This is a genomic window from Bradyrhizobium sp. NC92 (assembly GCF_025200865.1).
GTDB lineage: Bacteria > Pseudomonadota > Alphaproteobacteria > Rhizobiales > Xanthobacteraceae > Bradyrhizobium.
Genome location: NZ_CP104171.1, coordinates 4,938,559 through 4,965,534, shown reverse-complemented (window position 1 = coordinate 4,965,534; position 26,976 = coordinate 4,938,559). Strand labels below are relative to the sequence as shown.

General features: G+C 59.7%; 27 protein-coding genes. 19 read left to right on the top strand and 8 right to left on the bottom strand.

Translation table 11 applies throughout. The features are described from left to right. Nucleotides 1-196: 196 nt before the first annotated feature. Both N2602_RS23285 and N2602_RS23280 read right to left on the bottom strand, forming a co-directional pair. A complete protein-coding gene (locus N2602_RS23285; RefSeq protein ID WP_260379553.1) occupies nucleotides 197-709 on the bottom strand; it encodes a hypothetical protein in 513 nt (170 codons plus the stop codon). Between the two features lie 243 nt (nucleotides 710-952). Continuing rightward, on the bottom strand, nucleotides 953-1,357 hold the full coding sequence (locus N2602_RS23280; RefSeq protein ID WP_260379552.1) for a PAS domain S-box protein: 405 nt from the start codon (nucleotides 1,355-1,357) through the stop codon (nucleotides 953-955). A gap of 239 nt (nucleotides 1,358-1,596) precedes the next feature. On the opposite strand from N2602_RS23280, the gene N2602_RS23275 reads away from it, so the two are divergent. Further along, a complete protein-coding gene (locus N2602_RS23275) occupies nucleotides 1,597-2,067 on the top strand; it encodes a GreA/GreB family elongation factor (protein WP_260379551.1) in 471 nt (156 codons plus the stop codon). A gap of 218 nt (nucleotides 2,068-2,285) precedes the next feature. Here N2602_RS23275 and N2602_RS23270 read toward each other — a convergent pair whose 3' ends face one another. Continuing rightward, complete coding sequence (locus N2602_RS23270; RefSeq protein ID WP_260379550.1) at nucleotides 2,286-2,969, bottom strand: hypothetical protein; 684 nt, start codon at nucleotides 2,967-2,969, stop codon at nucleotides 2,286-2,288. A 580-nt stretch (nucleotides 2,970-3,549) separates the two neighbouring features. Between N2602_RS23270 and N2602_RS23265 the strand changes: the two genes are divergently transcribed. From N2602_RS23265 to N2602_RS23225, 9 genes are all read left to right on the top strand, one after another. Then, entirely contained in the window at nucleotides 3,550-4,032 is a 483-nt protein-coding gene (locus tag N2602_RS23265; protein ID WP_260379549.1) for a universal stress protein, read from the top strand. Between the two features lie 59 nt (nucleotides 4,033-4,091). Beyond that, the gene (locus N2602_RS23260) at nucleotides 4,092-5,255 is read left to right on the top strand and encodes an amino acid ABC transporter substrate-binding protein (RefSeq protein WP_260383700.1); all 1,164 of its coding nucleotides are present in this window, start codon (nucleotides 4,092-4,094) and stop codon (nucleotides 5,253-5,255) included. Between the two features lie 30 nt (nucleotides 5,256-5,285). Continuing rightward, nucleotides 5,286-6,149, top strand: coding sequence for a branched-chain amino acid ABC transporter permease (locus N2602_RS23255; protein ID WP_260379548.1), 864 nt, complete (start codon nucleotides 5,286-5,288; stop codon nucleotides 6,147-6,149). Then, the gene (locus N2602_RS23250) at nucleotides 6,146-7,093 is read left to right on the top strand and encodes a branched-chain amino acid ABC transporter permease (protein ID WP_260379547.1); all 948 of its coding nucleotides are present in this window, start codon (nucleotides 6,146-6,148) and stop codon (nucleotides 7,091-7,093) included. The genes N2602_RS23255 and N2602_RS23250 overlap by 4 nt, the downstream gene beginning before the upstream one ends. Further along, nucleotides 7,090-7,824, top strand: coding sequence for an ABC transporter ATP-binding protein (locus tag N2602_RS23245; RefSeq protein WP_260379546.1), 735 nt, complete (start codon nucleotides 7,090-7,092; stop codon nucleotides 7,822-7,824). Before N2602_RS23250 ends, N2602_RS23245 begins: the two co-directional genes overlap by 4 nt. Continuing rightward, the gene (locus N2602_RS23240) at nucleotides 7,821-8,555 is read left to right on the top strand and encodes an ABC transporter ATP-binding protein (RefSeq protein WP_260379545.1); all 735 of its coding nucleotides are present in this window, start codon (nucleotides 7,821-7,823) and stop codon (nucleotides 8,553-8,555) included. Before N2602_RS23245 ends, N2602_RS23240 begins: the two co-directional genes overlap by 4 nt. 105 nt (nucleotides 8,556-8,660) lie before the next feature. Next, nucleotides 8,661-8,900 carry a hypothetical protein gene (locus N2602_RS23235; protein WP_260379544.1) on the top strand — a complete coding sequence of 80 codons (240 nt, stop codon included), beginning with the start codon at nucleotides 8,661-8,663 and terminating at the stop codon, nucleotides 8,898-8,900. Nucleotides 8,901-9,256: 356 nt separating this feature from the next. Next, nucleotides 9,257-10,876: a cytochrome c oxidase subunit I gene (gene ctaD / locus N2602_RS23230; RefSeq protein ID WP_260379543.1), complete on the top strand. Its 1,620-nt coding sequence runs from the start codon at nucleotides 9,257-9,259 to the stop codon at nucleotides 10,874-10,876. Between the two features lie 15 nt (nucleotides 10,877-10,891). Then, complete coding sequence (locus N2602_RS23225) at nucleotides 10,892-11,443, top strand: NYN domain-containing protein (protein WP_260379542.1); 552 nt, start codon at nucleotides 10,892-10,894, stop codon at nucleotides 11,441-11,443. Between the two features lie 408 nt (nucleotides 11,444-11,851). Here N2602_RS23225 and tal read toward each other — a convergent pair whose 3' ends face one another. The 3 genes from tal to N2602_RS23210 all read right to left on the bottom strand — a co-directional run bounded on the left by tal (nucleotide 11,852) and on the right by N2602_RS23210 (nucleotide 14,701). Then, on the bottom strand, nucleotides 11,852-12,937 hold the full coding sequence (gene tal / locus N2602_RS23220) for a transaldolase (RefSeq protein ID WP_260379541.1): 1,086 nt from the start codon (nucleotides 12,935-12,937) through the stop codon (nucleotides 11,852-11,854). 751 nt (nucleotides 12,938-13,688) lie between these two features. After that, nucleotides 13,689-13,946 carry a hypothetical protein gene (locus N2602_RS23215; protein WP_260379540.1) on the bottom strand — a complete coding sequence of 86 codons (258 nt, stop codon included), beginning with the start codon at nucleotides 13,944-13,946 and terminating at the stop codon, nucleotides 13,689-13,691. A 263-nt stretch (nucleotides 13,947-14,209) separates the two neighbouring features. After that, on the bottom strand, nucleotides 14,210-14,701 hold the full coding sequence (locus tag N2602_RS23210; RefSeq protein WP_260379539.1) for a GreA/GreB family elongation factor: 492 nt from the start codon (nucleotides 14,699-14,701) through the stop codon (nucleotides 14,210-14,212). Nucleotides 14,702-15,460: 759 nt separating this feature from the next. Between N2602_RS23210 and N2602_RS23205 the strand changes: the two genes are divergently transcribed. From N2602_RS23205 to N2602_RS38950, 9 genes are all read left to right on the top strand, one after another. Beyond that, nucleotides 15,461-18,382: a monovalent cation/H+ antiporter subunit A gene (locus N2602_RS23205; protein WP_260379538.1), complete on the top strand. Its 2,922-nt coding sequence runs from the start codon at nucleotides 15,461-15,463 to the stop codon at nucleotides 18,380-18,382. Continuing rightward, nucleotides 18,382-18,723, top strand: coding sequence for a Na+/H+ antiporter subunit C (locus N2602_RS23200; protein ID WP_260379537.1), 342 nt, complete (start codon nucleotides 18,382-18,384; stop codon nucleotides 18,721-18,723). Before N2602_RS23205 ends, N2602_RS23200 begins: the two co-directional genes overlap by 1 nt. A gap of 59 nt (nucleotides 18,724-18,782) precedes the next feature. After that, complete coding sequence (locus N2602_RS23195; RefSeq protein ID WP_260383699.1) at nucleotides 18,783-20,336, top strand: monovalent cation/H+ antiporter subunit D; 1,554 nt, start codon at nucleotides 18,783-18,785, stop codon at nucleotides 20,334-20,336. Next, a complete protein-coding gene (locus N2602_RS23190; protein WP_260379536.1) occupies nucleotides 20,333-20,821 on the top strand; it encodes a Na+/H+ antiporter subunit E in 489 nt (162 codons plus the stop codon). The genes N2602_RS23195 and N2602_RS23190 overlap by 4 nt, the downstream gene beginning before the upstream one ends. After that, nucleotides 20,818-21,099: a K+/H+ antiporter subunit F gene (locus N2602_RS23185; protein ID WP_122400504.1), complete on the top strand. Its 282-nt coding sequence runs from the start codon at nucleotides 20,818-20,820 to the stop codon at nucleotides 21,097-21,099. The genes N2602_RS23190 and N2602_RS23185 overlap by 4 nt, the downstream gene beginning before the upstream one ends. Further along, nucleotides 21,096-21,443: a monovalent cation/H(+) antiporter subunit G gene (mnhG, locus tag N2602_RS23180; RefSeq protein WP_260379535.1), complete on the top strand. Its 348-nt coding sequence runs from the start codon at nucleotides 21,096-21,098 to the stop codon at nucleotides 21,441-21,443. The genes N2602_RS23185 and mnhG overlap by 4 nt, the downstream gene beginning before the upstream one ends. 653 nt (nucleotides 21,444-22,096) lie before the next feature. Beyond that, nucleotides 22,097-22,999: a universal stress protein gene (locus N2602_RS23175; protein WP_260379534.1), complete on the top strand. Its 903-nt coding sequence runs from the start codon at nucleotides 22,097-22,099 to the stop codon at nucleotides 22,997-22,999. Between the two features lie 1,202 nt (nucleotides 23,000-24,201). Next, nucleotides 24,202-24,627, top strand: a complete 426-nt coding sequence (gene rnk / locus N2602_RS23170; RefSeq protein WP_260379533.1) for a nucleoside diphosphate kinase regulator — start codon at nucleotides 24,202-24,204, stop codon at nucleotides 24,625-24,627. 442 nt (nucleotides 24,628-25,069) lie between these two features. Further along, nucleotides 25,070-25,468, top strand: a complete 399-nt coding sequence (locus N2602_RS38950; protein WP_409241922.1) for a GreA/GreB family elongation factor — start codon at nucleotides 25,070-25,072, stop codon at nucleotides 25,466-25,468. Nucleotides 25,469-26,112: 644 nt separating this feature from the next. Here the strand turns inward: N2602_RS38950 and N2602_RS23165 are convergent. Further along, nucleotides 26,113-26,358, bottom strand: coding sequence for a hypothetical protein (locus tag N2602_RS23165; RefSeq protein WP_260379532.1), 246 nt, complete (start codon nucleotides 26,356-26,358; stop codon nucleotides 26,113-26,115). Nucleotides 26,359-26,378: 20 nt separating this feature from the next. Beyond that, entirely contained in the window at nucleotides 26,379-26,876 is a 498-nt protein-coding gene (locus N2602_RS23160) for a GreA/GreB family elongation factor (RefSeq protein WP_260379531.1), read from the bottom strand. Nucleotides 26,877-26,976 lie beyond the last annotated feature (100 nt).

Below are 26,976 nucleotides of genomic sequence, written 5' to 3'. Positions count from 1 at the left end.
CGCCATGCGACTTCGCGGAAAAGCGAGTAATCTTGGGTGGATCGCTTGCTGGAAATGTGCCCTCCAGCTCATCGTTCAGTCGACGATCGATCTCTCTCTTCTCCCACTGTGCAAAAGACTCTCTGGCGGTCACGACAATCTCCCTTCGTTTCTGCATGTGCCGCGCGACACGAAAGGCCTGCTGGCCCCACGTGGGCTATGCGGCGATGGCTTCAAGCTGCTCGACCTGTTTGCGGTGTAGCAGCAGCAAGTAAATGAGCTTCGCATTGAGTTTGGAGTCGAATATGTCCACGACAGCATCCTCGATCATGTCCGCCAGCATGGCCTGATTGCGGCTTGCAAATCTGATCCGGCTTCGGAGACTGCAATCGATGTTGGGAATGGCGTCCGCCGCCTTTGCGCGAAGTATGCCGGTCCCGCCTCTCGCGGCAATCTCCTTTCTGAGCAGGATGCAAATCGCTCCTTGGCCCATTTCGGCCTCTAAAGCCAGGTCTGCAAGATGGGTGCAGGCCGCACGACCGATCGCTGCGTATGCGGTCAGGCCGATGTGTTCGCCGTCAAGCAGATGCTTGAGAAAGCTCAGTATCTCCTCTTTGGACCAATAGCCAAAGTAGCTGGAGCCGAGCGCATTTGCCTTGAGAGGAGAGGGCGCAAACTGCCGGATTGTGACGTCCGCGTTCGTTTGTTGGGGTACCCGGGCTTTCCGCATGATGTCGTTTCCCTGGGAGAACGAGAAGGATCTGCAGTCCTTGGCTCATTGGGCCATCGATGTCTTGGGCTGCCGCGCACCAGTACCGGCTATTCGGTCGAGTTCGACAAGCGAAAAGTATTGCAAGTTTGCATCAAGAATGTTGTTGGCTCGTGGGAGCGCGACGGGTGCGCTTGCGCCAAGCTCCTGTCGCGCTTCCTTGCGACCGCGCAGCGTAGAGTCGAGCGGCTATGACCGCCGAAGTCAGGCCGCGCGTGTTGCAGAACGCTCTCGCTCGATGCGTTCGGTGACGTCGCGGGCCATGGCGACCGAGCCAAGCACGTCGCCGTCGACACCCTTCACGAGGGCAAAGGTCATCTCGACGTAGAGCTTGCGTCCGCTCTTATGCAGGGCTCGCGTCAAAGTCGGACGACCTTGTAGCTTCAATACGCCGGTTGACATAGCTGCGTCGAACCCCTCGCCAATGCGAGCGCGCAGATGCTCTGGAATGATCTGATCGAGACGTTGGCCGAGCGCCTCTTCCGAGGGGAAGCCGAACATGGCCACCGAAGCGCGATTCCATCGCGCGATCTCACCCGATCGGTCTGCGTAGATGACGGCGTCGGCAATTTGATCGAGAATTCTCTCAGACAAGAGGTCGTTTTCCATGGAGCCCTCTAGTAAACGATATCCTCTGGCCATGGTGGGGCGTTCCGTCGTCAACTCTCGCGGGGCGCCGAAGTTCACGTTGCAGCGCTTGAACCGTCGAGTACATCGGAAACGACGCTCAAGCGTAAGAGTCGCAGAAGGATAGATCAATTTTCTTGATCATGACGCGCAATGTTTTTCGCTTGCGGATAGCAAGCGGTGAGCGAAAATAGCGAGGTTCGACCCGCCAGGAGTCCGCCATGAATACGCCCGACGACCATCCGATTGCACTTCCTCCAGTCATGCTTTCAGAAGCGGACCGAGACAGGCTATACGCCATCGCTATCTCCGCGCTGACGAACAGCCGTATGGCGTCGTCCGCATCGAACGTACTACGGGAGATATCTCGGGCGAGAATCGTCCCTGATGACGAGCTCCCAGAGAACGTCGTAGCAGTCAACTCGCATGTGGACGTGCGCGATAATGTTACCGGCACGACAAGGCAGGTCGTCCTCGTCATGCCCCACGAAACGTCGGAACAACCGAACGCGGTTTCGGTATTGAGTCCCCTGGGAGCAGCCTTGATCGGACTATCGGAAGGCCACTCGGTCGATTGGTGTTCAGCAAGCGGCGAGCCGAGCAGCGTGACGGTCCTCCGGTCGACAGCGAGTTCGGCAAAATCGCCAGCCCATGCCGATCGGCATGTATCGCGCGATCAGTCGCGTTCATGAAGGATTGGGTCCCATGTGGCACAATTTCACGGCCGCGCACGACGTCCGTGCTGTCGAGGTCGAGTGTCACATCCGATTGAACGGCGCTTCGTTCCGGCCGAGCTCGCGGTGCTCGGCCGGTCTCTTCGGCCAGTTCTGATATCATTGCCCCTCGCGCCGGCTAGAATGGATCGCCGCGACGAGCAGCGATCCTCTGTGCTCGTTGTCTGCCTCGAAGGTCAGGAGAACTTCTCGGCAAACTGCTTTGCCAGAGCGTCGGCGGTGGCATCTGCGATTTGATAGATGTGATTCTTCATCTCTTCCCAGGTTTGAGCCTCGGCATCGTACTGATGATCGGTCAATTGCTGGATCTGCTGGATGTGATGACTACCGTGGGCCTGGAGCAGGCCGTTCACTGTATCCTTCTGCAGATATGGGTTTGCCTTGCTCAGAAAGTGTGCAATCTCCTCAGCGTTCGACGTCAGAGACTGAGTTGCCGCGCCTTGCCTGATGGCGTCGCCTGCGACCGTCGCTGCAAGATAGGCTTTTACGGCACCATAGTGCCCCGCAAGGAGCTTGAAGAAGGCGTCCTTGGCCGCTGCGCCGTAGAATGGCTCTACGGTCGCGGCGATGGATTGAGCGTTGGCAACGGCTTTTCGTTCTGCCGTTTTTGCGATCGCTCCCTGGTTTTCGATCGTCGCGAGCGAGACGGCTCTTACCCAGAAAATGTGACCGATCCAAAGATCTCGGAGTGTGGCCGCCGTCTCGGAAGTCTTGTCGGTGCGAGCGTTTCCCTTGTTTGGGCGCGAGCGCCTGGCGGCGGCGAACGCGCTGTTGGAGAGAGGCAGAAGACCGGCAATAGCGGCGCCGACGGTGAGAAGATCACGACGATGGGCAAGCTGCCGTACTACGTCTCGCGACATCAAAACCTCCTTGGGCGGACCTGAGCCGCTTTGTTGTGTGCTTGAGAGAACTGTATTCATCCGTGGTTGAGCGACGCAAACGAAATTCGTTGCCAGTTCAATGCAAGTTCGATGCAGGTGGATGTTCGACCGACAGCGTCGGATCCCTTGTCGCTTCGTCGCATGTCACACCTTCGAGCATTCTCGAATTGTGCGTTGGTGCCGCACGAAATCCCGCAGCAACAAAACTGATATCAAGTGTTGATACATTTCGTTTGTCAAACTTGATCCCGGACATACGTTGATGACGGCTTAATCGTGCAGATCGGTGCGCCGACCCGCGTGCTGCTGAGGAACGCCGAGATGATGCGAACTTCCGCAAGTTTTCTTTTCGAAACGCTTCGGCGGGCCTTCGATGGTCGGTGGCGTCGACACCGTCCTGAAGGCTCAATGGCTATCGGCCATCTTTGCGCCAGCAGCTTGAACGTGTCGATGAAGGTGCCGGCCGCTCGCGCCGTCCATTGGGCCAAGATTACCAGATGCTCGGCGGTCAGGCGTGTTGCTGCTGGCCGCGCACGTAAGTACGGAGAGGAAACCCGCAATGTATAAGAAAATCCTGTTGGCTTTCGACGGCTCGCCCGATGGCCGCGAGGCACTGGCGCAGACCGAGACGTTGGCGTCAAGGTGCGGCGCGACGGTTCATCTTCTGGCGATCGTCGACGCTGCCGAAAGCATGCTCATCGGCGAAGCGATGACTCATATCCCGCAAAATCAGCAGTTTGTGATGCAGAAGGTGCTGGACGAAGGCGTCAAGCGTTTCCAGCGCGCTGGATGCATCGCGACCAGCGAGATCCGGCATGGGAGGCCGGCCGAACAGATAGTGCTGTGTGCTCGCGAAATGGGCGCCAAGTTGATTGTTGTGGGCCATCGAGATCAAGGGACCCTTGCGCGCTGGTTGAGCGGATCGGTGGGCGAGTCGATCTTGCATCGGCCGCCCTGCAGCGTTCTCATCGCTATAAAGCCCCAGCGGACGGCGAGCAGCGTCGCGCCGATACCGCAATCGAAGGCGAGGAGGAGAGCATGAGCTTCGTGTTCAGAATCTCCCGTCTGTCGGCGCTCCTGCTGTTTGCCGCTGCCGTCGCGATGCCGTCGGGCGAGGTTCTTGCAAAGGAGATCGTCTTGGGAGCGTCGGTACAACTGACGGGACCCGTCGCCAATACCGGCCGCTACTATCGCGACGCTTATCAGCTCGCGGTCGATCGCATTAATGCCGCGGGGGGCGTCAGGATCGGAAACGATTCATACAAGCTCACGCTCAAGCTGTACGACAATCAGTCCGACGTGAACTTGAGTGTGCGTCAGTACACGCAGTTGGTTTCGCAGGACAAGGTCGACTTCCTGCTGGGGCCGTTTGCGAGCAATTTCGCGCTGGCGGATTCGGCCGTCTCCGAAAAATACCGAGTTCCAATGGTGCAGGGGGGCGGCGCGTCCGACCAGATCTTCTCGCGCGGCTTCAAGTTCATCTTCGGGACGCTGGCGCCGGCCAGCAACTATTTTGGCTCGACGATCGAGATGTTGAAGGGGCTCGATCCTGCGCCCAAATCGGTCGCGCTGCTGTACGCGGACGATGCCTTCGACGTTTCGGTGGCGGAGGGGACTCGACCAAAATTAAAGAAGGCGGGTCTGACGTTGGTCATGGACGAGCGATACAGCACGAACGCCACGGACTTCAGTTCACTTCTGTCGCGGATCAAAAGCAAGAACGTCGATGCGGTGCTGGTCGCCGGTCATGAGACCGAGATCCTGAATTTCGTGCTACAGGCGAAGAGCCTGGCCGTCGCTCCGAAGATGTATTCCTTCACTGTGGGCGTTCCCAGCGAGGATTTCCGCAAGGCGCTGGGTAAGGATGCCGATTACGCCTTCGGCATGACGGCCTGGCTGCCTTCGGCAGACCTGAAGGACCGCTGGTTTGGCGATGCCGCGCAGTTCGCGGCCGTCTACAAGGCGAAGTTCGGCTACGACCCCGATTATCATGCCGCCTCCGGCGTCGCCGACGTGCAAGCCCTGGTGCAGGCTGCGGAAATGGCAGGCTCCACGGATCCCGCGAAGGTGCGCGACGCGCTCTCGAACGTGAAGTTCGACAGCCTGTACGGTCCGGTCGAATTCAATGAGAGTGGCCAGATCGATCTGCCCCAGACGGTCATTCAGGTTCAGGGTGACCGCTTGGTCGCGATTTTCGGCGGCAAGGGCAAGATCGCGCCGCCGAAATATCCCATGCCGGCCTGGGACGTGCGCCAGGCGGACTGAGAACGAGCTGTCGGCTGAGAAGAGGAAGATGTGGACCTGCTCGCGCAAGTTCTTGTCAACGGAATGCTCCTCGGCGGTCTGTACGCCGTGATGGCGCTCGGTCTCGCCCTGGTCTGGGGCGTCCTCAATATCGTCAACCTTGCGCATGGCGCGTTCATCATGCTCGGCGGCTATGTGTCCTGGTACCTCTACAATTATGTCGGCATCGACCCGTTTCTGGGGCTGCCGCTGACTGCCGTGGTGATGTTTGCGGTGGGTTACGGCGTGCAGCGAGGCCTTTTGAACCTGATCGTCAGGGCCCCGATGTTCAACACTCTGCTGGTGACCTTCGGGACCGAGGTTGTGCTCACCTACCTGGCTCAGTTGGCGTTTTCAGCCGACTTTCGCACCATCAACCCGTCCTATGTCGGCGACAGCATCGCCTTGGGAACGGTGGTACTGCCGGTGTCGCGTCTTCTGGCGTTCGGCATTGCAATCGTGCTGACGGTCAGCATGTGGCTCTTTTTGCTGCGCACACGGCTTGGACGTGCGATCCGCGCCACCGCGCAAAATCTGGTCGCGGCCCGGCTGTACGGCGTCGAGCCCCGGCACCTCTACGCCATGACGTTTGGAATCGGGATTGCGCTGGCTGGCGCCGCCGGAGGCCTCTACGGAACGGTGTCGCAAATCAATCCCTATATCGGCGCGGCGCTGACGGCCAAATCCTTTGCCATCTCGATCATCGGCGGACTGGACAATCCGCTCGGTGTGATCGTGGGCGGCTTATTCCTGGGAATCCTGGAGTCCCTGACAGCACTCTATATCGGATCGACCTTCTCCGACGTGGCAAGCTTCGGCGTGCTGGTGTTGGTGCTGATCGTTCGCCCCAACGGTCTGCTCGGGAAAGCGGCATGAAGGCGGCACGCACCATGCTACTTCTGGCCGCGATTGCCGTCCTGGCAGCGGTGCCGTGGTTTGGTTCGGACGTGCTCATCCAATTTGGCATCAACGCCCTGCTTCTGGCCGTTCTGGCGCAAGGCTGGAACGTGATTGGGGGCTATGCGGGCTATGCCTCCTTCGGAAATTCGGTTTTTTACGGGCTCGGTAGCTACGGCGTGGCCATCGCGATGGTGCAGTGGCAATTGCCTTTCGGGGGCGGCCTCCTGTTCGGCGCGGCGCTTGCGGCCGTGTTTGCCGTGCTCATTGGGATACCGGTGCTGCGGCTGCGGGGGCACTACTTCGCGATCGCGACACTCGCGCTCGCCCAGGTCATGGCCGCGATCGTCTCCAACGTGAAACTGGCCGGGCGGAACATCGGACTCGTCTTGCCGCCCCTCAACAACGACTCGCTGTTTTACGAGTTGTCGCTGCTGCTGCTCGTGCTCGCGACCCTGACCGTCTACTGGCTGACGCGCAGCCGCTTCGGCTTTGGATTGATCGCCATCCGCGAAAATGAGGAAGGTGCGGCGGTGATGGGTGTCAATACGACCCTCTACAAAACCGTGGCTTTTGCCATCTCTGGCGTATTCAGCGCGCTGGCGGGCGGCATTCACGCCTACTGGGTTACGTTCATCGACCCGGAAAGCGCATTCGATATCGGCTTGAACGTCAAGATGATCATCATGGCGGTATTTGGCGGACCCGGGACGGTTTTCGGCCCCATCGTCGGGGCGCTTTCGCTTTCGGCGGTCTCCGAGCTTCTGTCGAGCGAGATCACCAGTCTCGCGGGCCTGTTCTTCGGCGTTGTCGTCGTCGTTGCGGTCGTCGCGATGCCGCGCGGCTTGGCCGACGTGCTGCGGCGCTTTCGCAGCATGGGCTGGCGTTACTTCGTCGAAAATATTCGGAGCCACCAGCTATGACGGCGATGCTCGAGATCAGCCACGTCACCCGGCGCTTTGAGGGCCTAGTCGCCGTCGACGACGTCAGCTTCATGCTGCTGCGTGGCGAGATCCTCGGCCTGATCGGTCCGAACGGTGCAGGCAAATCCACGCTGGTCAGCCTGATAAGCGGAACGCTGGCTCCGAGCTCCGGCGACATCCTCTTCGAAGGAAGGTCCATTGTCCACTTGCCTGCATATCGCCGTGCGAGACTGGGCATAGGCCGCACCTTCCAGATCATGCGTCCCTTTCCCGGCCTATCGGTCCTGGACAACGTGGCCGTAGGGGCACTGTTCGGAAGGGGCGACGGACAGGTCCAAATGGCGAAAGCCCGCGAGCAGGCCCGCGCTCAGCTCGATTTCGTCGGACTGGCCAAGAATATCGATCAGCGGGCCGACGAATTAGGAGGGCCGGGCCGCAAGCGGCTCGAGCTGGCGAAGGCGTTGGCAATGAAGCCGAAGGTTCTTCTGTGCGATGAGGTCATGGCGGGTCTCAATCAGGTCGAGATCGAAGACGTGATCGAAGTGATCCGCAAGGTTCGCAATGAGGGGATCAGCGTCCTCGTCATCGAGCACGTCATCAAGGCTATCAGGAGTCTGTCGGATCGGCTGCTGGTGCTGAATCATGGCGTGAAGATCGCCGAGGGCGATCCAGGCCGCGTCCTGTCGAACCAAACGGTTGTCGAGGCCTATCTCGGCAAGAGGCGGGCATGAAATTGGATTCGGCAGCCAAAGCGGTCCCGCTGCTCGACGTGCGCGGAGTAAGTGCGGGCTACGGCGGAATGCCGGTCTTGCAGGACGTAACCCTGAAGATCTACGCGGCCGAGGTCGTGGCGCTGGTCGGCAGCAACGGGGCGGGCAAGACCACTCTGCTGCGCGCGCTGTCGCGCGTGCTTCCCTGCCAGGGCAGCATGACCTTGAATTCCCGGGACCTCTTGCCGATGACGTCTGACGGTGCCTTTAGAGCCGGCCTCGTACAGGTTCCTGAAGGTCGTCAGCTCTTCGACCGCATGACCGTACGGGACAATCTGTTGATGGGCGCGTTCGTACGCGCGGACAAGTCTGGAATAAGCCGAGACCTGGACAGAATGTACTCTCTATTTCCGCGCCTGGCGGAGCGCCAGCGTCAGCTTGCCGGCAGCTTGTCGGGAGGCGAACAGCAAATGTGCGCGATGGCCCGCGGATTGATGGCCGCTCCGATCCTCTTGATGATCGACGAGATGAGCTTGGGACTGGCACCCGTAGTCGTGGAGCAGTTGATCGATGCGCTGGTGGCGATCCGAAGTGAGGGCGTGACAGTTCTGTTGGTCGAACAGGACGTCAATCTGGCTCTGTCGGTTGCCGACCGGGGTTACGTCATGGAAAGCGGACATATCGCTCGCAGCGGGTCCGCCAAGCAGCTCATCGACGATCCAGAAGTCCGACGTGCTTATCTCGGGCTTTGAGACCTCGACCTGCGACGGAACGACCGTATTGAGGAAGGTCGTTTCGATGTGAAGGCGCGGTGGAAAGACAGTTTCGTGCCGTGCCGGAAAGGGAAGTACGTTGAAATGCCGGTTTTGCCCAAACCGCAATTCGAACACACCGTCATCAAGCATGACACGATCGCTAAACTGAAATCGCTGCAACGGAGCAACGACGGCTGCAACGTGCACGGTAGCGCTGAAACGGTGATCTGCGACTTCCTCGACGCAGTCGGCTACGAAGAGATCGCACGCGAATTTCGGAAGGTCCACGAGATGTATCCGGTGGTGGTTCCCAGATACTCGAGGCCTTCCTGGCAATCTTAGGCGGGTGACACGAGCGGCGGGCGCAAAGGCTCGCTTGGTCTGAATCCGACATGGCGCTCCGCTGCCGGCGAAGAGGTTGGTCTCGCTCCGTTGGCCCAAGCCTTCAATCGCCAGAGAGCCACATGGTACATCGCGCGATCGATGATTGGCGTCATCCAAATGGACCGTGGACTGCAAGGTCTATGACGTCGGCCTGGAAGAAGGACGCGAGTTTCAACGATCAAGAATCATGCATTTAAGCTGCAGTTAAAATCGATTGCCGCTCGGCTGCCTTGATGGAAGATAGAAGCAACCACTTGCTTTGAAGGCCGTGAGGCGAGCAGGTCTAACCTTCCAATGCTTGATCGGAATTGGCGATGACAACCAAGTCGACAGTCGGTGACGCTCACGAAGCGGAACAGGCACATCCCGGCGGCTGGCGTCGCTATCTCTATTCGACCAACCACAAGGACATCGGCACGATGTACTTCGTGCTCGCCATATGTGCAGGCTTTATCGGTGGGATCTTTTCGGTTTTGATTCGGATGGAATTGCAGCTTCCCGGTCTGCAGATTTTCACGGACCCGCATGTCTACAACGTATTCGTGACAGGCCACGGCCTGATCATGATCTTCTTCACGCTTATGCCTGCGATGATGGGCGGATTCGGCAACTGGATGGTGCCGCTCATGATCGGCGCGCCGGACATGGCGTTTCCGCGCATGAACAACGTTTCATTCTGGCTGCTGCCGGCGTCGTTTGCTCTGCTCATCATTTCGATGTTCGTCGAAGGCGCGCCTGGAGCGGACGGCGCCGGCACCGGGTGGACGCTCTACGCCCCGTTGTCGACCGCCGGTCATCCGGGGCCGGCAGTCGATTTCGTGATCCTGTCGATGCATCTCGCGGGTGCGTCGTCGATTCTCGGCTCGATCAACTTCATCACGACGATCTTCAATATGCGAGCGCCCGGCATGACGATGCATAAGATGCCGCTGTTCGTCTGGTCGGTCCTCGTCACGGCTTTCCTGCTGCTGCTGTCTCTGCCTGTACTGGCCGGCGCCATTACCATGCTTCTGACCGACCGCAATTTCGGAACGACGTTCTTCGCGCCCGAAGGCGGCGGAGACCCGATCCTGTATCAGCATCTGTTCTGGTTCTTCGGTCATCCCGAGGTCTACATCATGATCCTGCCGGGTTTCGGCATCGTGAGCCATGTCGTTTCCACGTTCAGCCGCAAGCCGATCTTCGGCTATCTGGGGATGGTCTATGCGCTGCTTGCGATCGGAGTTATCGGAGTCCTCGTCTGGGCCCATCATATGTACACCGTCGGCATGTCCAGCAGCGCGCAGGCGTATTTCGCCTTGGCCAGCATGGTTATCGCTGTGCCGACGGGCATCAAGATCTTTTCCTGGATAGCGACAATGTGGGGCGGCTCCATAACCTTCAGGACGCCGATGCTGTGGGCTATCGGATTCATCTTCGTATTCACGATCGGTGGGGTCACGGGCGTTGTGCTTGCCAATCCAGGCATCGACCGATCGCTGCAGGACACCTACTACGTCGTTGCGCATTTCCATTACGTCCTGTCGCTTGGTGCCGTGTTCGCAATTTTTGCAGGCTGGTATTATTGGTTTCCGAAAATGACCGGATACATGTTTTCGGAAGCCCTCGGCAAACTGCACTTCTGGCTGACGTTTGTCGGCGTCAACATTGCGTTTTTCCCTATGCATTTTCTCGGATTGTCGGGAATGCCGCGACGAATAGCAGACTATCCAGACGCATTCGGCGGCCTGAATCAGGTTGCCTCCGTCGGGTCCTATCTCTCCGCCGCCGGTCTGATCACGTTCTTCGTGACCATGGTGTATGCCTTCGTCCGGAAAGAGACGGCAGCGGGCAACCCGTGGGGTCCCGGCGCGACTACGCTGGAGTGGACGCTTTCGTCTCCGCCGCCGTTCCACCAATTCCAAGTATTGCCTCGGATTTCGGGAGATCATTAGGAACCACTGCGCACGTTGGCGCAAAAGAAGCAGGCGGCTCAGATCGCCGCGGAAGCAAGAGGCATGACAGGACGAAGAGCGCTCTTCATCGATGGAGCCAATCTGGATCGGACGGCCAGAAACCTTGGCTTCGAGATCGACTACAAAAGATTGTTGCTGGAATTCGAAAAATCCGGGAGCATTGTCCGTTCTTACTTCTACTTGGCGATAAGAGAAAGCGCGGCCGGCGACGTTCAGCGTCTCACTGACTGGCTCGAGGTCAATCGGTTCACCGTTCGTACGAAGTTGATCAAGCGCCATGAGGATGAGGGTAGGAGGTCGAGGCGCAGCATTGGTATAGACCTCGCCATTGACGAGCTCGAGATCGCTCCGCAACTGGATGAACTGTTCCTTTTCTCTGGCGACGGCGATTTTCGTGCCCTCGTCGAAGCGGTTCAGCGTTTGGGGGTCAGAGTCACGGTCGTGTCGAGTCTACAGACCACACCGGCGATGGGATCCGAAGAGCTGAGACGGCAAGCAGACGCGTTCCTTGAGTTGGCAACGCTAAGGAATTCAATCCAGAGATAGACGCGCTGGACGAATGGCGAGAGTTAGCAGCGCAAACTCGATGCAATATCCAAGTCATTTTGGGGGCTTTGAAATGCCCCCGCTGGCGACCCGCGAGCGCGGCGGAAAGCGGCGTAAACGTAAAGGTGAAGCCCGATGGACGCTATTTCGTCGTGCGCAGTCACCTATGGAGGATGGCCAATCCGGATATCGAAGATGACGAGCGCTTGACGTGCGTCAAGCGCCCGATGACGGCCAAGCGGCCGGTCCGGGATGCCAAGGGCCGGCAAGGACCAGGATGCCGAAGCTCCTGCGCATCGAGCCGTGAATGAGGTAAAGCAAGCACTGGGTGGGGCGGGCCTGGTGGATGGACAGGCCGCAAATGCTCCCGCACAAAGCCCGGTGTACGGAAGGTTATGCCCGTCTACGTCAGCTCGCTTTGCGGATCGCGATCCCCTTAGAGTTGATACGCCCCATCAACTCTTTCCAAGACTTGACGAAAGACTGGGCGCCGTCGTTCTGCAGCTTGGCAGCGAGTACGTCGATATCGATACCGACCTTCAAAAATTCGGCGAGAACCCTCTCGCAGTCTCCTCCGTCAGGATCGAGCGTCGTGTCGACCTCGCCGTGGTCTTCAAAGGCCTCGAGGGTAGCGGCCGGTATCGTATTGATCGTGAAAGGTGCCGCGAGCGCTTTGATGTAGAGGATATCGGAGGCGTGCGGATCTTTGGTGCCGGTGCTGGCCCATAGCAGGCGCTGAGGTAGTGCGCCGGCGTTGGCGGCGCGCAGGAAGCGCGGGGAGGCCAACAATTCTCGATAAGCCTTGTAGGTCCGCTGAGCGACGGCTATGCCGAGTCGGGTTGTCAGCGAGCCCGGAACCTTGTCGGCGACTGCGACATCCCAGCGGCTGACGAAGAGCGAGGCGACCGAGGCGACTGCCGGATTCAGCCCCGCCGCGATGCGCCGCTCGACGCCGCGCAGGTAGGACTCGGCAGCCGCGACGTATTGCTCGCGTGAAAAAAGCAGCGTGACGTTGATGGGAACGCCGGCAAAGATAGCCGCCTCGATGGCAGGCAGCCCTTCCGCAGTGCCGGGAATCTTAATGAACAGGTTGGGCTTGCCGCCACGCCGGTGAAGCTCGATCGCCGCCTCGACGGTCTTGTCGCTGTCATGAGCTAAGGCGGGCGAGACTTCCAGCGACACCCAGCCGTCGATCCCATTCGTCCGGGCGAAAACAGGTTGAAACAACTCGGCGGCACGGGTCAAATCTGCCAGGGCCAGATCGAAAAAAAGATCCTCAGCCGATTTCGTCGGCAATGCCTGCCGGGAAATGTCGACGTCATAGGTTGTGCTGCTGTTGATCGCATGATTGAAGATTGCGGGGTTCGACGTCAGTCCCGACACCGAGAGCTTGTCGATGTAACGTTGCAGAGTGCCATCGTTGAGCAAATCGCGAGTGATGTTGTCGAGCCACAAGCTTTGACCAAAATCGTGAAGCGTTCTTGTCGGATTCATCGCGCTACCTCGCGTTTTGATTGCGACGGGCATAGACGCGGCACGAGGCGACCGATGTGCTCCAGTCGTCCGGCGACGGGATTGGATGACGCCGTTGTTCACACCGAAGCACCTCAGATATCCAAAGACCGCGCTTAACGTCACGCCGTTAGTGTTGTCTCTTGTGCGCATTTGACAAGCGACAAATATTGCGCGTCAACCTCAGAAAAGATGATAGGTGCGGATAGACTTGCATCCTTCGATAGCAGCTCGAGCGGCCGCGGTTCAATGCAAGAAGGTGGAGCATCGCTCATGCCGGTTCTAAGCAGCCACCACGCAACTCACCACCTAGTTCTGTGCCTGTGCTTGTGCATCCTCAATTGCGCATGAACGCCGGGACAATCGAGACCTCCCTCGGCATCCTTCGCTGCCCGTTCGATCAGCTCGCTGGTCTTCGAGAAATCATACGGCGTTTCGGTTAGGGGACAGAGCGGCGGCGCAACAAAATAGTCAAGAACGGAGGCGTAGCCGGTAGGAAGTACGATTAGGCGCTGCGCGCCACGGGCAACCGCTACGGCGACCGGGGTGTTGCTCGATGTCGCTCCATCTGCAAGACATAGATCGTTGACATCGTCGGTGCAGCTGACCACCCGGACGTGGCACTGCCGAGCTCGATAGAATGCAAAGACTCAACGGGCGTCCTTTAGTTTCAGAGGGTCGAATGTTTCTCCTCGGTGGCGACTGTCCGGCCGTCATGAGGGGCACGATACGACTATCTGACCTCTGTCCGACGGAAGGGGTCCGCCATATCGTCGTGACCGCTGCGACTGCTGAAAAACATCAGTGCCATCAGCCCGCAACCGACTAGCAGGGAGAAGAATGTTCCGAGGCCAAGGGCTATCCAGCCATGCTTTCCGATTTCCACACCGGTGGTCGCTCCCCACGTAACAACAGCTCCAGCGCCGGTGAGCAACAATATGGCTGTTAGAATGGTCAACAGAGCGATTTCCGCGCCTTTAGTCTTCCTCATATCCTGCTCTCGTTCTTCGGCCGACGAGGTTTCAAGTGCGTAGGGCTGCAAGTTTGCGGCGGCCTGACTGATCCGTTATACGCACGAGGGGACAACGTGCTCTAAATCCGCGCTCGTATGGTGGTCCTGCATCGCCGATCGACCGACCTGTCCGGCTGTCATTCCGAAACCGACAGAAAGGTCAGACCTCTTGTGCGCCTGCCGGGTGTCTCGAAGTCGATCGGCTGACGCTTCTCGGCTTCGAAATTGGCCATTGATTTCTCCTATGGCGCAGATGGCCCTGGGTCATCATTAAACGGCTTGCTCTGCCGCCGCGCCGCCCTGCGCACGAGTGGCACTACCTTGGCATCTGACTGAGCCACGGTTTTCACCCTGACAACGTTCAAACAGCCGGCAACGAAGTATGGCATTTGGTCGCCGACCTGGAGTCCGATCAAAGCCGCACCTAGCGGTGTCAAAACTGAAATGCGGGCAAGATCCGCTTGACACTCCTCGGGCCAGACCAGTTGGACCCGTCGCCGAGGAACGCTCCAGTTGGTGGAATAGGTGACCCACGATCCTATGGTCACGAACGAGGGGAGATCCTCCGACTCTTCGGGTACGATCTCGGCCCGGTTGATCTCACCCATAAGGAATATCCCGTCCAAGTCTCCTTGTCGGGCGGCAATGTGGGCGAGCTGTTCGAGCCGTGGATAGTCAGATGCGGTGAGCGCGATTTTTGGAAGAGGAAGCATGACAAACTCCTTCTGCTTCAATTCGATCTCTCGGGTGGAGATCACGAAAGCTGGAAAAGAGCCCGGACGGCGCGCACACCGTCCGGCTAACCGCCTGCATGAAGGAGGCCGGCGTGAAGATCAAAGCGCGCCGCACGCTTATCAATGTCGATCCTATAAGCATAGCACAACCAATATAGTGACCTTAGCCCGTCGGCGACATTGCGGCGAAACCGCACAGCCGCTTGCAACACTGAAGCTCGAGTGAAAGAGCCCTGCTAGGTGAAGCAGGCGGGTGGCCATCCGCCTACACAATTGTACACGCGCATAGTACGCGGGACAGTATTTCGGTCCGCATTTGAGGGCCCTAACTCTGTCGCCTTAATCGGGTCGGGCTGGCCTTTGACGTGAATGTGAGCCGCAGTTCCGCAACACGTCGTTATATTGCGCTGGATCCACCTGCGCGGAACAACGAATGGCATCCACGACATGCGACGCCGATCAGAGTTCAGTGAGGCCAAAGACGGCGAGGCCCTTGCTCTAAGCGGCTGGCGGGTGATCGCGCTCTGCGGATTGTATGCGCTTTTTGGCGCTCTGGCGGCCGCAATTGCTGCCTTGGTCGGCACTTTCCCTCATTGGATCTCAACCGTTCGATTGTGAACGAGTGCTGGCGAGTGGCCCCGGGTATGCCGGTCGCGCACAATGGCGCCAAACCTTACAGTGGCGATGTGCGTCTGTCTCGGCTAAGCAAGATGGGTCGCGAAAACATACCCTCCATCTAGCAGTTGGGGCAGCGAAGGCATGTTCCTCCTTGCCGTTCTCGTCCTTCCCTTCGTCGGAAGCTTCATTGCGGCGCTCCTGCGGGTCCATGCCCGCAATGCTGCGGCATGGCTCGCCGGAGGAGTTGCACTTGCGGCCTTTTGCATCATTGCTGTGGCCTATCCGAGCGTGACGCACGGCGGGGTCGTCGGCTGGCGCACGGCGTGGATCGCCGAACTTGGTCTTTCGTTCGCTCTGAGGCTCGACGGCTTCGCCTGGGCGTTCGCCATGCTGGTCACCGGCATCGGATTTCTGGTGGTGCTGTACGCCCGCTATTACATGTCGCCTAGCGATCCCGTTCCGCGGTTCTTTTCTCTCCTGCTCGCATTCATGGGGGCGATGCTCGGGATCGTGCTCTCCGGCAATCTGCTCCAGCTCGTTTTCTTCTGGGAGCTGACCAGCCTGTTTTCGTTCTTGCTGATCAGCTATTGGCATCACAATTCGGCTGCGAGGGACGGCGCACGGATGGCGCTGGTGATCACCTCGAGTGGCGGACTCTGCCTCTTTGCCGGCGTCCTGCTGATCGGTCACATCGTCGGCAGCTACGACCTGGACAAGGTGTTGGCGTCAGGAGGGGCGATCCGTTCGCATCCGCTCTATGTTCCCGCGCTCGTGCTGATCCTGCTCGGCGCCCTGACCAAGAGCGCCCAATTTCCATTCCATTCTTGGCTGCCGCACGCGATGGCGGCTCCGACTCCCGTATCCGCCTATCTGCACTCGGCAACGATGGTGAAGGCGGGCGTGTTTCTTCTGGTCAGACTCTGGCCCGCCCTCGGCGGATCGAACGAATGGCTGTGGCTGGTGGGATCGGCCGGCCTGATCACCTTTCTGCTGGGCGCGTTTCTCGCGGTATTCCAGCAGGATCTAAAGGGCTTGCTGGCTTACTCGACCATCAGCCATCTTGGCTTGATCACGCTCCTGACTGGACTGGACACGCCGTTCGGGCAGATCGCGGCGATCTTTCACATCATGAACCATGCCACCTTCAAAGCCTCGCTGTTCATGGCTGCGGGCATCATCGACCACGAAACCGGCACGCGCGACATCAGGCGCTTGAGCGGTCTCTACGCGTTCATGCCGATCACTGCGACGCTGGCCATGGTTGCGGCCGGATCGATGGCCGGCGTGCCGCTGCTGAATGGCTTCCTCTCGAAAGAGATGTTCTTCGCCGAGACAATCGAAGTCCATGACAATTCATTTGTCGATCAGGCGCTTCCCTACATCGTCACTGCGGCAAGCACTTTCACCGTTGCCTATTCTCTCCGGTTCATTCGCGACGTGTTCTTCGGTCCTGCCCCCGTCGGCCTTCCGCGCACGCCTCACGAGCCGCCCCTCCTGATGCGGCTTCCAGCCGAGCTTCTCGTGCTTGCATGCGTCGTGGTGGGCATCGCCCCGGCGTTGACCGTTGCACCGGTCCTCGACACCGCCGCTGGCGCCGTGCTCGGCTCCAACATGCCGGAGTACAGTCTCAGGATCTGGCACGGCTTCACGCCCGAATTGCTGATGAGCGGCCTGGCGATGGTTGGTGGCGTCGGCGTCTATGTGATGCTGCGCTCCTACCTTCTCGTTAACGAGGGGCCGCCTCTGCTCGGCCGTTTCAGCGGGAAGCAGATCTTCGACTGGACGATGGTGACGCTATCCTGGCGTCTTGCACGCTGGCTCGAGAGCAAGCTCGGAACGAGACGTCTCCAGCCACAATTGAGAGTCCTGGCCGGTACAGCGTTCCTCTCTGCCTTGCTGCCGCTCTATTCGCGCGGCGTCCCGCTTGCGGATCCCCTGCGCACTACATTCGACCTTGCGTTCGCTTTGCTTTGGACGGTCGGCGCCGCCTGCGCGGTCGGCGCCGCAATCCAGGCCAAATTTCATCGCGTCGCTGCGCTGATCCTGCTCGGGTCTGCCGGTCTCGTGACCTGCGCCAGCTTCGTATGGCTATCGGCTCCCGACGTGGCGCTGACGCAGATCGTCGTCGAGACGGTTACGACAGTCCTCCTTTTGCTCGGCTTGCGGTGGTTGCCAAAACGTATCGCGCCGGCCGGGGCGGACGCGCCAACCGGCACGATTCGATGGCACCGCGTGCGTGACTTCGCGATCGCGCTCTCCGTCGGCGTCGGCCTGGCGGCGCTCGCTTTTGCGGCCATGCAGCACCCGGATACGAACAGCATCTCGCAATACTTCATCGAAAACGCCTATACAAAAGGCGGCGGAACCAACGTGGTCAACGTCATCCTGGTAGACTTCCGCGGATTCGATACGATGGGTGAGATCACCGTGCTCGCCGTCGTTGCGCTCACCGTCTACGCGCTGTTGCGCCGCTTCCGTCCGGCACCCGAGAGCATTCCCGTTCCCGAACAGCAGCACGCCCAGGACACCCACGACGAGGCGCATCCTGACCGACAGAAGGGTGACACCGCCAAGGATACGACGGAGACGGCGGCGCTGATGATGAGGCTGATGTTTCCCGTGATCGGTGTCGTGGCGATCTTCCTGCTGTTGCGCGGGCACGATCTTCCGGGCGGAGGCTTCGTGGCTGGCGTCGCCATGGCGACCGCATTCATTCTGCAGTACATGGCGCGCGGCACGACATGGGTGGAAGCTCGTCTGAACGTCATGCCGGTACGCTGGATGGGGATCGGGCTTCTGCTCGCCGGGTGTACGGGGGCCGCCGCCTGCGTATTCGGATATCCGTTCCTGACCTCGTACTTTGCCTATGCCGAGCTGCCGCTGATCGGCCGGGTCCCCACGGCGAGCGCATTCCTATTCGACGTCGGCGTATTCTCACTCGTGATCGGCGCCACGGTGCTGATGCTCATCGCGATCGCGCATCAATCGCTGCGTCGCTACGCAGTTCCGCCTCAAAGCGGTCGAGGCTTGGCAAGTGAGCCATCGAGGGAGGAACTGGTCTGATGGAACTCGTGCTGGCGATCGGTATCGGTACGCTTGCGGCGTCCGGCGTTTGGCTGATCCTCCGGCCGCGCACCTTTCAGGTTATCATTGGGCTGTCGTTGCTTTCCTACTCGGTCAATCTCTTCATCGTGGCCATGGGGCGAGTGAGGACGGGGGCTCCAGTGCTCATCGCAAAGGAGGCCGCAGAATCTGCGCGGTATGCCGATCCGCTCCCGCAGGCGCTGGTACTGACTGCAATCGTCATCAGTTTCGCGACCACCGCGCTCTTCCTCGTGGTGCTGCTGGCATCCCGCGGCCTCGCCCGGACCGATCATGTCGACGGCCAGGAGCCGGAAGCGTGAGCGGCGCCTCTGGTTTGATCATTGCCCCGATCCTCCTGCCCCTGCTGGTAGGTGCCTGCATGCTCCTGCTCAACGGAGAGAGGCACCGGTGGATCGTCGCCGGCCTCAACGTCTGCGCAAGCCTTGCCCTCGTTTGCATCGCCACGATCCTGCTCGGAATCTCCGATACCGGCACGCGCGACGTCTATCGTCTGGGCAATTGGCCTGCGCCGTTCGGAATTGTCCTCGTTCTCGATCGACTGTCGGCTCTAATGCTGCTGCTGACCAATATCCTCGCGCTGGCCTCAGTTGTGTACTCCCTTGCACGCTGGCACCGGGCAGGCGCGCATTTCCATTCGCTGTTTCAATTCCTGCTGATGGGCCTTAACGGCGCCTTCCTCACGGGCGATCTCTTCAACCTGTTCGTGTTCTTCGAGTTGTTGCTGGCGGCGTCATACGGCCTTCTGTTGCACGGATCCGGCCTTGTACGGGTGAAGGCAGGGCTGCATTACATCGTCGTCAACCTCGCCGCCTCGCTGTTGTTTCTGATCGGGGTCAGCCTGATCTACGGCGTGACCGGAACGCTCAACATGGCGGATCTCGCGGCACGCGTGCCGGCGATCGCCGCCGAGAGCCGCGGCTTGCTCGAAGCAGGTGCGGGCGTGCTTGCGATTGCCTTCCTGCTCAAGGCGGGAATGTGGCCCTTGAACTTCTGGCTGCCGACCGCCTACGCCGCCGCAAGTCCGCCGGTGGCGTCGATCTTCGCGATCATGACGAAGGTCGGCGTCTATATCGTGCTGCGCCTGTCGCTTTTGCTTTTCGGCGAGGACGCCGGCGCATCGGCTGGCTTCGGCAGGGAGTTCTTGTTGTTGGCCGGCTTGGCGACGATCCTGTTCGGAGCCATCGGCACGTTAGCCTCGCAAGATACCGCCCGACTCGGCGGTTTTTCGGTGCTCATATCCTCTGGAACGGTGCTCGCGGCCACAGGGATCGGACAGGTCGGCGTCACCAGTGGAGCGCTCTTCTACCTGGTCAGCTCGACGCTCGGCATCGGCGCATTCTTTCTTCTGGTCGAGCTCATCGAGCGCGGCCGTGAACCTGGCGCGGACATGATCGCTGTCACGCGGGAAGCTTATGGAGAGGAGGTCGAAACAGACGAAGCCGAAGGAGATGTGGGCATCGCGATCGTGGCCACCATGGGATTGCTCGGCGTCGCTTTCATCGGCTGTGCGCTGGTTATCGCCGGCTTGCCGCCGCTGTCCGGATTTATTGCCAAATTCGCGCTGCTCGTGGCGGCGCTGCATCCAGCCGATCAGCCGGCGGGAGCCGTTCCCGGCAGCGGATGGGCTCTCCTCGCGGTGCTGATCCTCTCGGGTTTCGCGACCTTGGTCGCGATGGCACGCGCGGGGATCCGCATCTTCTGGGCCTCGCCCGATCGCACTGTGCCACGCGTGCGCGTGATCGAGATGGCGCCGATCATGTTCCTGCTGTTCATCTGTGCCGCGCAAACCGTCTGGGCGGGTCCCGTGATCCGCTTCATGCAGGCCGCGGCGCATTCCCTCCACTCGCCGGCGGACTACATCAGCGACGTCCTGGACACCGGCTCTAGCAGCCGACAAGGGGAGGGCAAATGACACGCTTGCTGCCCTTTCCCATTGTCAGCGTCTGCCTGCTCGCGCTGTGGCTGCTGCTCAATCAAGCGGTCACCCCAGGGCACATCCTGCTTGGCTGCGTGGTCGCGCTCGTCGGCGGACGGATTCTGACCGTACTGGAATTACCGAGCCTGCGGGTCAGGCGACCCGGCGTCATTCTGCGACTATTGGCACTGGTCACCGTCGACATCGTCCGCTCGAATCTAGGGGTGGGGCGGATCGTTCTCGGCTTTGGACGGCGACAACGAGCGCCGGGCTTTGTGAAGATTCCCCTCGACATGCGCAACCCCTACGGGCTGGCCTCGCTCGCCTGCATCATTACGTCGACCCCGGGGACTCTGTGGGTGAATTTTGACGCCCAAAGAGGCGCGCTGACCATCCACGTTCTGGACCTTGTCGATGAAGAGGAGTGGGTCCGCACCATCAAGGAGCGTTACGAACGTCATCTGCTGGAGATATTCGAATGAGCCAGCTCATGCTGACCTACTCGCTCCTGGTCGCGCAGGTGTTGCTGGGATTGGCGATCGGCTGCGGTGCTTTGCGCATCTTCCTCGGACCGCGCGCGCAGGATCGCGTTCTCGGTTTCGACACGTTGTCCGTCAACGCGATGTTGTTGCTTCTGACGGTTGGGATTCGAACGGGCGAGGCGCTCTATTTCGAGGCCGCTCTGGCCATGGCCCTGTTCGGCTTTGTTGGTACGGTTGCCCTGGCCAAGTTCCTCCTTCGGGGCGAGGTGATCGAATGAACGGCATCGAGCACCTTCCGCCCTGGGCTGCCGTACTCACTGCGGTCTTGGTTTTCACAGGGGCCTCCGTCACACTGATCGGCTCGCTGGGTCTTTTGCGGCTAGGCACGTTCTACGAGCGGGTCCACGCGCCGACGCTCGGCTCGACGCTCGGCACCGTCTTCATCGCCGCCGCTTCGATGGTCTGCTTCTCGGTTCTGGAGAGCAGGGCTGTGCTGCACGAAATCCTGATTGTCGTACTCGGCATCGTGACCACTCCGATCGCGCTGACCGTTCTCGTCGGCGCAGCCCGCTTTCGTGACACCGCCGAGCGGGCACAGCTGGGTGAACCACAGGATAGGTAGGCCGAGAGCTGCTCACGCGCCGGTTCCAGACGGCGCGCCGCCGCGCAAGGCCGGCTAAATGTCGCAATTGATCTTCCGCGGCCCATGCTTAAATCCATTTTAGGCATGATGCTGAGCTGCGTGCACGTTCGCCGCGACTTCAGCCGGCCGATCGTCGGCCCCTGCCGGCGGCCTGATCTTGCGGATGTCGCTCGAAGCTCTGCGGCATTCCCAATAGAGGACATGATGACCAAAATGAGACCAGACATTCAGGAGAACCGGCTGCAAATCGGCATGTGACCCGGGCGATTTTGTATCGCCCGGGCACGGCAACTCAACGATTCTGACCAAGCTGGGAGTTCCTATGTCTGTCTTTTTGGCACTGCTCGTCCTGACCTCGTGGATTCTGTTCATCTGGATTTACGACCCCGACGATTTCCGCGCAGCCTTCGCGCGCCGGCCTCCGCGGATTCCGCATCACCCTGAAACGTGACGTTGGTGGGTGCTTTGTCACCGCGCGCTGCCGCCCGCACGGTTTTCGACCGCGACACGCTCCTGCGCTCCGGATCTCGGGCCCGCCTTTGTGTGGCCGGGCCACGAGCCGGCTTTCAAGCAATCAAATCGCCGCCTTGCCGAGATCGCCTCGGCGTGGTTGGCCAATATAAGGGTTTGACATGATCATCGTCGCCGCGACGGATTTTTCTACGCGTTCTTATCGCGCTTTGCGTCAAGCCGGCCTTCTGGCTCGCGCCCGCCGTGCCGAGCTGCACCTTGTTCACGTCGTTGATGAAGACCTGCCTGCCGATCTTGTCCGCATGGAAGAGCGCGAGGCTCAGCGGGTCCTGATAGAGCAGATCGGGTCCATGGCCGAGCTGCCTGACGCGCGTTGCCATGCGACCGTGATCAGGGGGCACCCCTTCGACGGGATCTTGCGCGCGAGCGCCTCGGTCGGTGCCGATCTCATCGTAATGGGCGCCCATCGCAGCAAGCAGTTTCTGCGCGATATCTTTACAGGGACCACTATCGAGCGTGTCATTCGCGGAGGAAAGTATCCGGTGCTCATGGTGAACAACGAAGCGCAGCGGCATTACGAACGGGTTCTGGTGCCGGTCGACATGTCTGAGACATCGGCCGACGCCATCCGCATCGGTCTGTCCGCCGGGCTGTTGGACGACGGAGCGACGCTTCTTCACGCCTTCTCGCCGGTGGCTAAGAGACGATTGCTCAGCTCTGGTGCGAGCTCCGACGTCATCAGTGAATATGTCGATAGCGAGCGCAATGGGGCGATGGAGGAAATGAGCGCTTTTCTCGTGGCCAATGAGCTCGGACCCCAGCGATGGTCGCTTAGGGTCGACGAGGGTCTTCCCATGCAAGTGATCGCGCGTGCGGTTGCGGAAAAGCGGCCGGACATGCTTGTAATGGGTACTCACGGCCGATCTGGGTTGCTCCGAGCGTTGATTGGCAGCGTCACAGAAGAAGTTCTGCGGTCCGTGAACGTGGACGTTCTCATCGTTCCTCCCACACGCCATGACCTCAGACCTCCAAAGGTAGCCACGGCTGCCTCCTCTGAGGCGTGACGGTTCGATCGGGAGTTCTCCGTGCAGGTCTCCAGCGCCAAGCGCGGAATCCCCTACACAGCAAGCATGGCGTCCGCAGTCATTCCCATGTCCGCGGATCGCCATGCACCGCGTCCATCCGAAATGGCTCAGCGGCGGCTTCCCCCGGTGTCGCGAACAGATGATTTCCGTCGGGTTCGTTTGGCTGGTCGCGTGATTTTTGGGGGATCGCTGGCCGGAAAAGTGTCCCGCAGTTGCCGGTCCAGTTCCTCGTCCAGCTCTCGCTTTTCTCGCTGCTCCGATGTTTCGTGTTCCTTCGGCATTATCAATCTCCGCGTTTAGCAGGTGATCGGCCGTCTTTTGCCAGAGAACCCCGTGACGAACGTACATGGTACTATCAAAAAGCGAGCGGAATTGAGGTTTTTGCTTCAGAAGGGCTCTGAACAGCCCGCGTAGGATGTTTACTGCAAGGCAGACCACGCCGTTATCTGCTGCTCACCTGGATTTGGCGTGCCGTGAGGCGCAAAACTAATCGCCCTGCAGAATGGCACGTGAAGGAATCTTCGGCGCTTGACGAGTGAGTGACTGCGATCATCGCTGCGAATGGTTAGCTCATTTCTAGCAAGATCGCGTCGCCCGGACAGAGGCGACAATCACTGAAAGCTACTGGCAGAGGGAGGCCCGCACCTTCTTGCGCAGGAGAGGAAGGGCAACTCCTTTGGTCTGAGAAGGGTCTTCCGTTCTTCTTGAGTCGCTAGGCGTTCCTGACGAAATGTCGCATTTGACTTTATGTCAGTAATGCCCATTTGAACTTTATCATGTTGAGCTTGGCAACATTCTTTCAGGGCCTGTGTCTCGCAGGTTATCCGATCGCGGGCGAATAGCCCCGAGCTCAGCGTGCTTGTCCGCTCCGAGCTCGGGGCGCTCTCAGCAGGCAAACTAAAGCGCATCGCGTTCGGTCGAGCCCAAAACGCCTGCAAGCATGTCGGACCGCGCCGTACGTATAGGGCGTAGGTGTCCGATGTATGAATCAAGTCCGAGCACCCGAATCCGCCAGCCCAGATCGGCTCAGAAGCTCTGGCCGCTTCATTTTGCGGCCGAGCTCTAATCAAACTGGCGCGCGACGGGAGCCACATCACCAGACAAAGCAGAATCTGCGGCCTGAATCGGCCTAAGCCGATCTTGTCAGGCCACCACCCGAACGAAAAACGGAGAACAGAACGATGTCAACAACATCAGCTAACACGATCATGCGCAGCGAGATCAAACCGCCTATTACGCTCACAGCCGATGATTACAAACGGCTGTCTCTGCTCGCGCGAGCAGCGGAGAACAAAATGCCTGATGTCGCCTCTGTACTAACCGAGGAGCTGGAGCGGGCACACGTGCTTGCGGATGGTCATCCTGCACAGACGGTTTGCATGGGCTCTGAAGTACGGTTCCGGGACGACGCGAACGGGACCGTTCGGACCGCGACGCTCGTTTATCCGGACGATGCGGACATCTCCCGACGAAGGATTTCCGTCCTGACGCCCGTCGGCGCCGCACTGATTGGCCTTAGTGCCGGTAACTCGATCACTTGGGAGACGCGGACCGGCGACCTCCGGCGATTGACGGTCCTTGAGGTCCGGGGGCCGCAAATTGCCTGATGCACCGAAGTGCACTGGTGATCGCGATGAAACACCGCAGGGCAGGTGCTTATTCCGCGCCCCGCGGAATCAATAACGTCTGCGCTCGGCGCTCGAAACTAGAACGTTATAACAGAGACGGGTGACAACACTGTGTTGAGTACTTCCCACCACTACGTGGATCCAACGGACGAAGCTGAGCGAGACTTCCTTGAGAGCTTGATCCGCGAAGACTTTGAGCACTGTTATCCCGACGATACAATTGAACAACTTCGGCGGCGGGCCTCCCATTCGAGGTACGACAAAGGACTTCTTCGCGATTGGATGGGTTTAGCGGCGGCACGAGCCGGGACGTTTTCGGCGCGCATGCGACCTATTCGCTCAACCGGATTCTCTCTCGATCCAACACACAGGTTGTTCCAACGCTTGCTTGCGGGAGCTCGCGTCGGTCTATCTTGACGAAATGAGTGTAGTGATGCCTCGACCTTCCATCGCATTAACCGAATCCGACTATACGCGCCTAAACACACTCGCGCGCGTAGCTGCGCAGCAAGGAGGCAGGGATGGGATGTGCCTACTTGCTGAAATCGATCGAGCAAAGATCCTCTCGGATAACGCTCCCGAGATCAAATCACTCGTAGCGATCGGCTCTTGGGTTGCGTTCTGGACGAATTTGGGCATTCGCAGACGCACAGTGCAGTTGGTCTGGCCTGAAGACGTCACTTCCAATCCGACTCAGATTTCCGTTCTATCGGGTTTGGGGGTAGCGCTTGTCGGTCTCAGGGCGGGGGATCACATGCCATACTTCACCTCGGAAGGGATGGATGTCCTCAGAATCGAGACCGTGAATCAAGCCGAGTGATTATCGCCGATAGCTTCGAGCGGGATCCAGCGGTCGAATCTCGTCAGCGTGGCATCGTGACCCTCCAGTTTGTGGACGGTTCGTCGGTCGGCACTCTCTCGCTAACGGGCGGGAAATTCACAGGATCGGCGGGGGTTACTGCCGGCATCACGAGCGGATCCGTGCAATCGAGCCCGCCTACGGCTGCGGGCCGACCGGGCGGATGAGAGTACAGCTGACCGTTCGAGGTCAGCGCCCGCCTCACGACCCCACGAGGTGCTCTACATAAGCAATGGAGGCATCTTCGCGCCGCGAAGAGGTTCGACAGGTGAACACTGCCTGGCGCCTGCTAAGAGCAAGTTCTCTCTAGAGAGGTCCCTAGAACTCGCTCACGCTGGTCTAGGGGCAGTTATCGATCACTCCATGAAGAGATTGACCAATAGGACCATCGCCACGATGGCAACCACGAAGGATGCCGCCGTGACATAAGCTTCCCGTCTCTTGACGTCCCTTATCATCCCATTCTCCGTTCTAGTTCTCCACTCCTAGGACAGTTCCGACTGGCTTAGATCGCCCGGTGTAGTGAACTCAATCGATCGACGCATCGGCAATCCGATCCGCGGGAGCACCGAGATGTGCTTCAGCGCGATTTCCGGCTCGTGCGGCTAGACAAGAACGACGTCTTTGACCGCTCTTGTTTTATCGCGATAGCGCACCTGAGGGCCCATCCGAATGATGCCATTGAGGGGCGTGCTATCCTCGACTTCGGTGGCACTCTCCATTTTCCCCGCGAGAAAGCAGGCCAGCCTAGTGAGGCGCTCCTCGCTTGGCTTGGCTAGTGCGTTCAAACGGTGCATGTCATCTGTCATCATACTGCTCGGCAATATCACCGGTACGGCGCTCTTCTTCACACTGCGATCTCCTTTCCAGGTTACGCTGCGGTTGGTCCGTCAGGTTCATCATCCGGCGGTGGCCCGTTGTGCCCCATACCCGCCGGCCTGTTAAAAAACAGCGGCACGACATTCGACGACGGTTTGTCCACGCTCTCGACGCGCACGTGGTGCATGCTTCCGTTGTGGAAGAACGGCATTTGGCTTCCGATACGCAGCCCGATAAGTGCTGCGCCCAGCGGGGACAGCACTGAGAGATGCCACTTCGAAGACTTATACTGATCTGGGTAGACGAGCTGGCGGGTGCTGCGAGGCAGACCGCTCGTGCCCGCTTCAGTCCAGTAGGTGACCCACGATCCCATTCTGACGCGCGTCCTAAGGAAGTCAGGATCGTTATCCTCGTCGGGGATGCACGTGGCTCGGGTGAGCTCGCCCACGAGAAGCAGGGCGTCGACGTCACCGCGACCTGCAGCGATACGAGCGATGCTCTCCAAGCGCTGGTATTCAGACGCCCTGATAGCAAGATCCGGCAACGGCATAGGCAAAGTGCTCTCCTTCCGTGAGGCACGATGATAAGATTCAACGATGTCGGGGAGAGAAAGCGGACCCGGACGGCGGAATAGGCCGTCCGGCTAGACG

Bases quoted from the DNA above. Each gene is read 5' to 3' on its own strand.
- N2602_RS23285 (WP_260379553.1), bottom strand. From the start codon at position 709: ATGCGGAAAGCCCGGGTACCCCAACAAACGAACGCGGACGTCACAATC.
- N2602_RS23280 (WP_260379552.1), bottom strand. From the start codon at position 1,357: ATGGAAAACGACCTCTTGTCTGAGAGAATTCTCGATCAAATTGCCGAC.
- N2602_RS23275 (WP_260379551.1), top strand. From the start codon at position 1,597: ATGAATACGCCCGACGACCATCCGATTGCACTTCCTCCAGTCATGCTT.
- N2602_RS23270 (WP_260379550.1), bottom strand. From the start codon at position 2,969: ATGTCGCGAGACGTAGTACGGCAGCTTGCCCATCGTCGTGATCTTCTC.
- N2602_RS23265 (WP_260379549.1), top strand. From the start codon at position 3,550: ATGTATAAGAAAATCCTGTTGGCTTTCGACGGCTCGCCCGATGGCCGC.
- N2602_RS23260 (WP_260383700.1), top strand. From the start codon at position 4,092: ATGCCGTCGGGCGAGGTTCTTGCAAAGGAGATCGTCTTGGGAGCGTCG.
- N2602_RS23250 (WP_260379547.1), top strand. From the start codon at position 6,146: ATGAAGGCGGCACGCACCATGCTACTTCTGGCCGCGATTGCCGTCCTG.
- N2602_RS23245 (WP_260379546.1), top strand. From the start codon at position 7,090: ATGACGGCGATGCTCGAGATCAGCCACGTCACCCGGCGCTTTGAGGGC.
- N2602_RS23240 (WP_260379545.1), top strand. From the start codon at position 7,821: ATGAAATTGGATTCGGCAGCCAAAGCGGTCCCGCTGCTCGACGTGCGC.
- N2602_RS23235 (WP_260379544.1), top strand. From the start codon at position 8,661: ATGCCGGTTTTGCCCAAACCGCAATTCGAACACACCGTCATCAAGCAT.
- ctaD (WP_260379543.1), top strand. From the start codon at position 9,257: ATGACAACCAAGTCGACAGTCGGTGACGCTCACGAAGCGGAACAGGCA.
- tal (WP_260379541.1), bottom strand. From the start codon at position 12,937: ATGAATCCGACAAGAACGCTTCACGATTTTGGTCAAAGCTTGTGGCTC.
- N2602_RS23215 (WP_260379540.1), bottom strand. From the start codon at position 13,946: ATGAGGAAGACTAAAGGCGCGGAAATCGCTCTGTTGACCATTCTAACA.
- N2602_RS23205 (WP_260379538.1), top strand. From the start codon at position 15,461: ATGTTCCTCCTTGCCGTTCTCGTCCTTCCCTTCGTCGGAAGCTTCATT.
- N2602_RS23200 (WP_260379537.1), top strand. From the start codon at position 18,382: ATGGAACTCGTGCTGGCGATCGGTATCGGTACGCTTGCGGCGTCCGGC.
- N2602_RS23195 (WP_260383699.1), top strand. From the start codon at position 18,783: ATGCTCCTGCTCAACGGAGAGAGGCACCGGTGGATCGTCGCCGGCCTC.
- N2602_RS23190 (WP_260379536.1), top strand. From the start codon at position 20,333: ATGACACGCTTGCTGCCCTTTCCCATTGTCAGCGTCTGCCTGCTCGCG.
- N2602_RS23185 (WP_122400504.1), top strand. From the start codon at position 20,818: ATGAGCCAGCTCATGCTGACCTACTCGCTCCTGGTCGCGCAGGTGTTG.
- mnhG (WP_260379535.1), top strand. From the start codon at position 21,096: ATGAACGGCATCGAGCACCTTCCGCCCTGGGCTGCCGTACTCACTGCG.
- N2602_RS23175 (WP_260379534.1), top strand. From the start codon at position 22,097: ATGATCATCGTCGCCGCGACGGATTTTTCTACGCGTTCTTATCGCGCT.
- rnk (WP_260379533.1), top strand. From the start codon at position 24,202: ATGTCAACAACATCAGCTAACACGATCATGCGCAGCGAGATCAAACCG.
- N2602_RS38950 (WP_409241922.1), top strand. From the start codon at position 25,070: ATGAGTGTAGTGATGCCTCGACCTTCCATCGCATTAACCGAATCCGAC.
- N2602_RS23160 (WP_260379531.1), bottom strand. From the start codon at position 26,876: ATGCCGTTGCCGGATCTTGCTATCAGGGCGTCTGAATACCAGCGCTTG.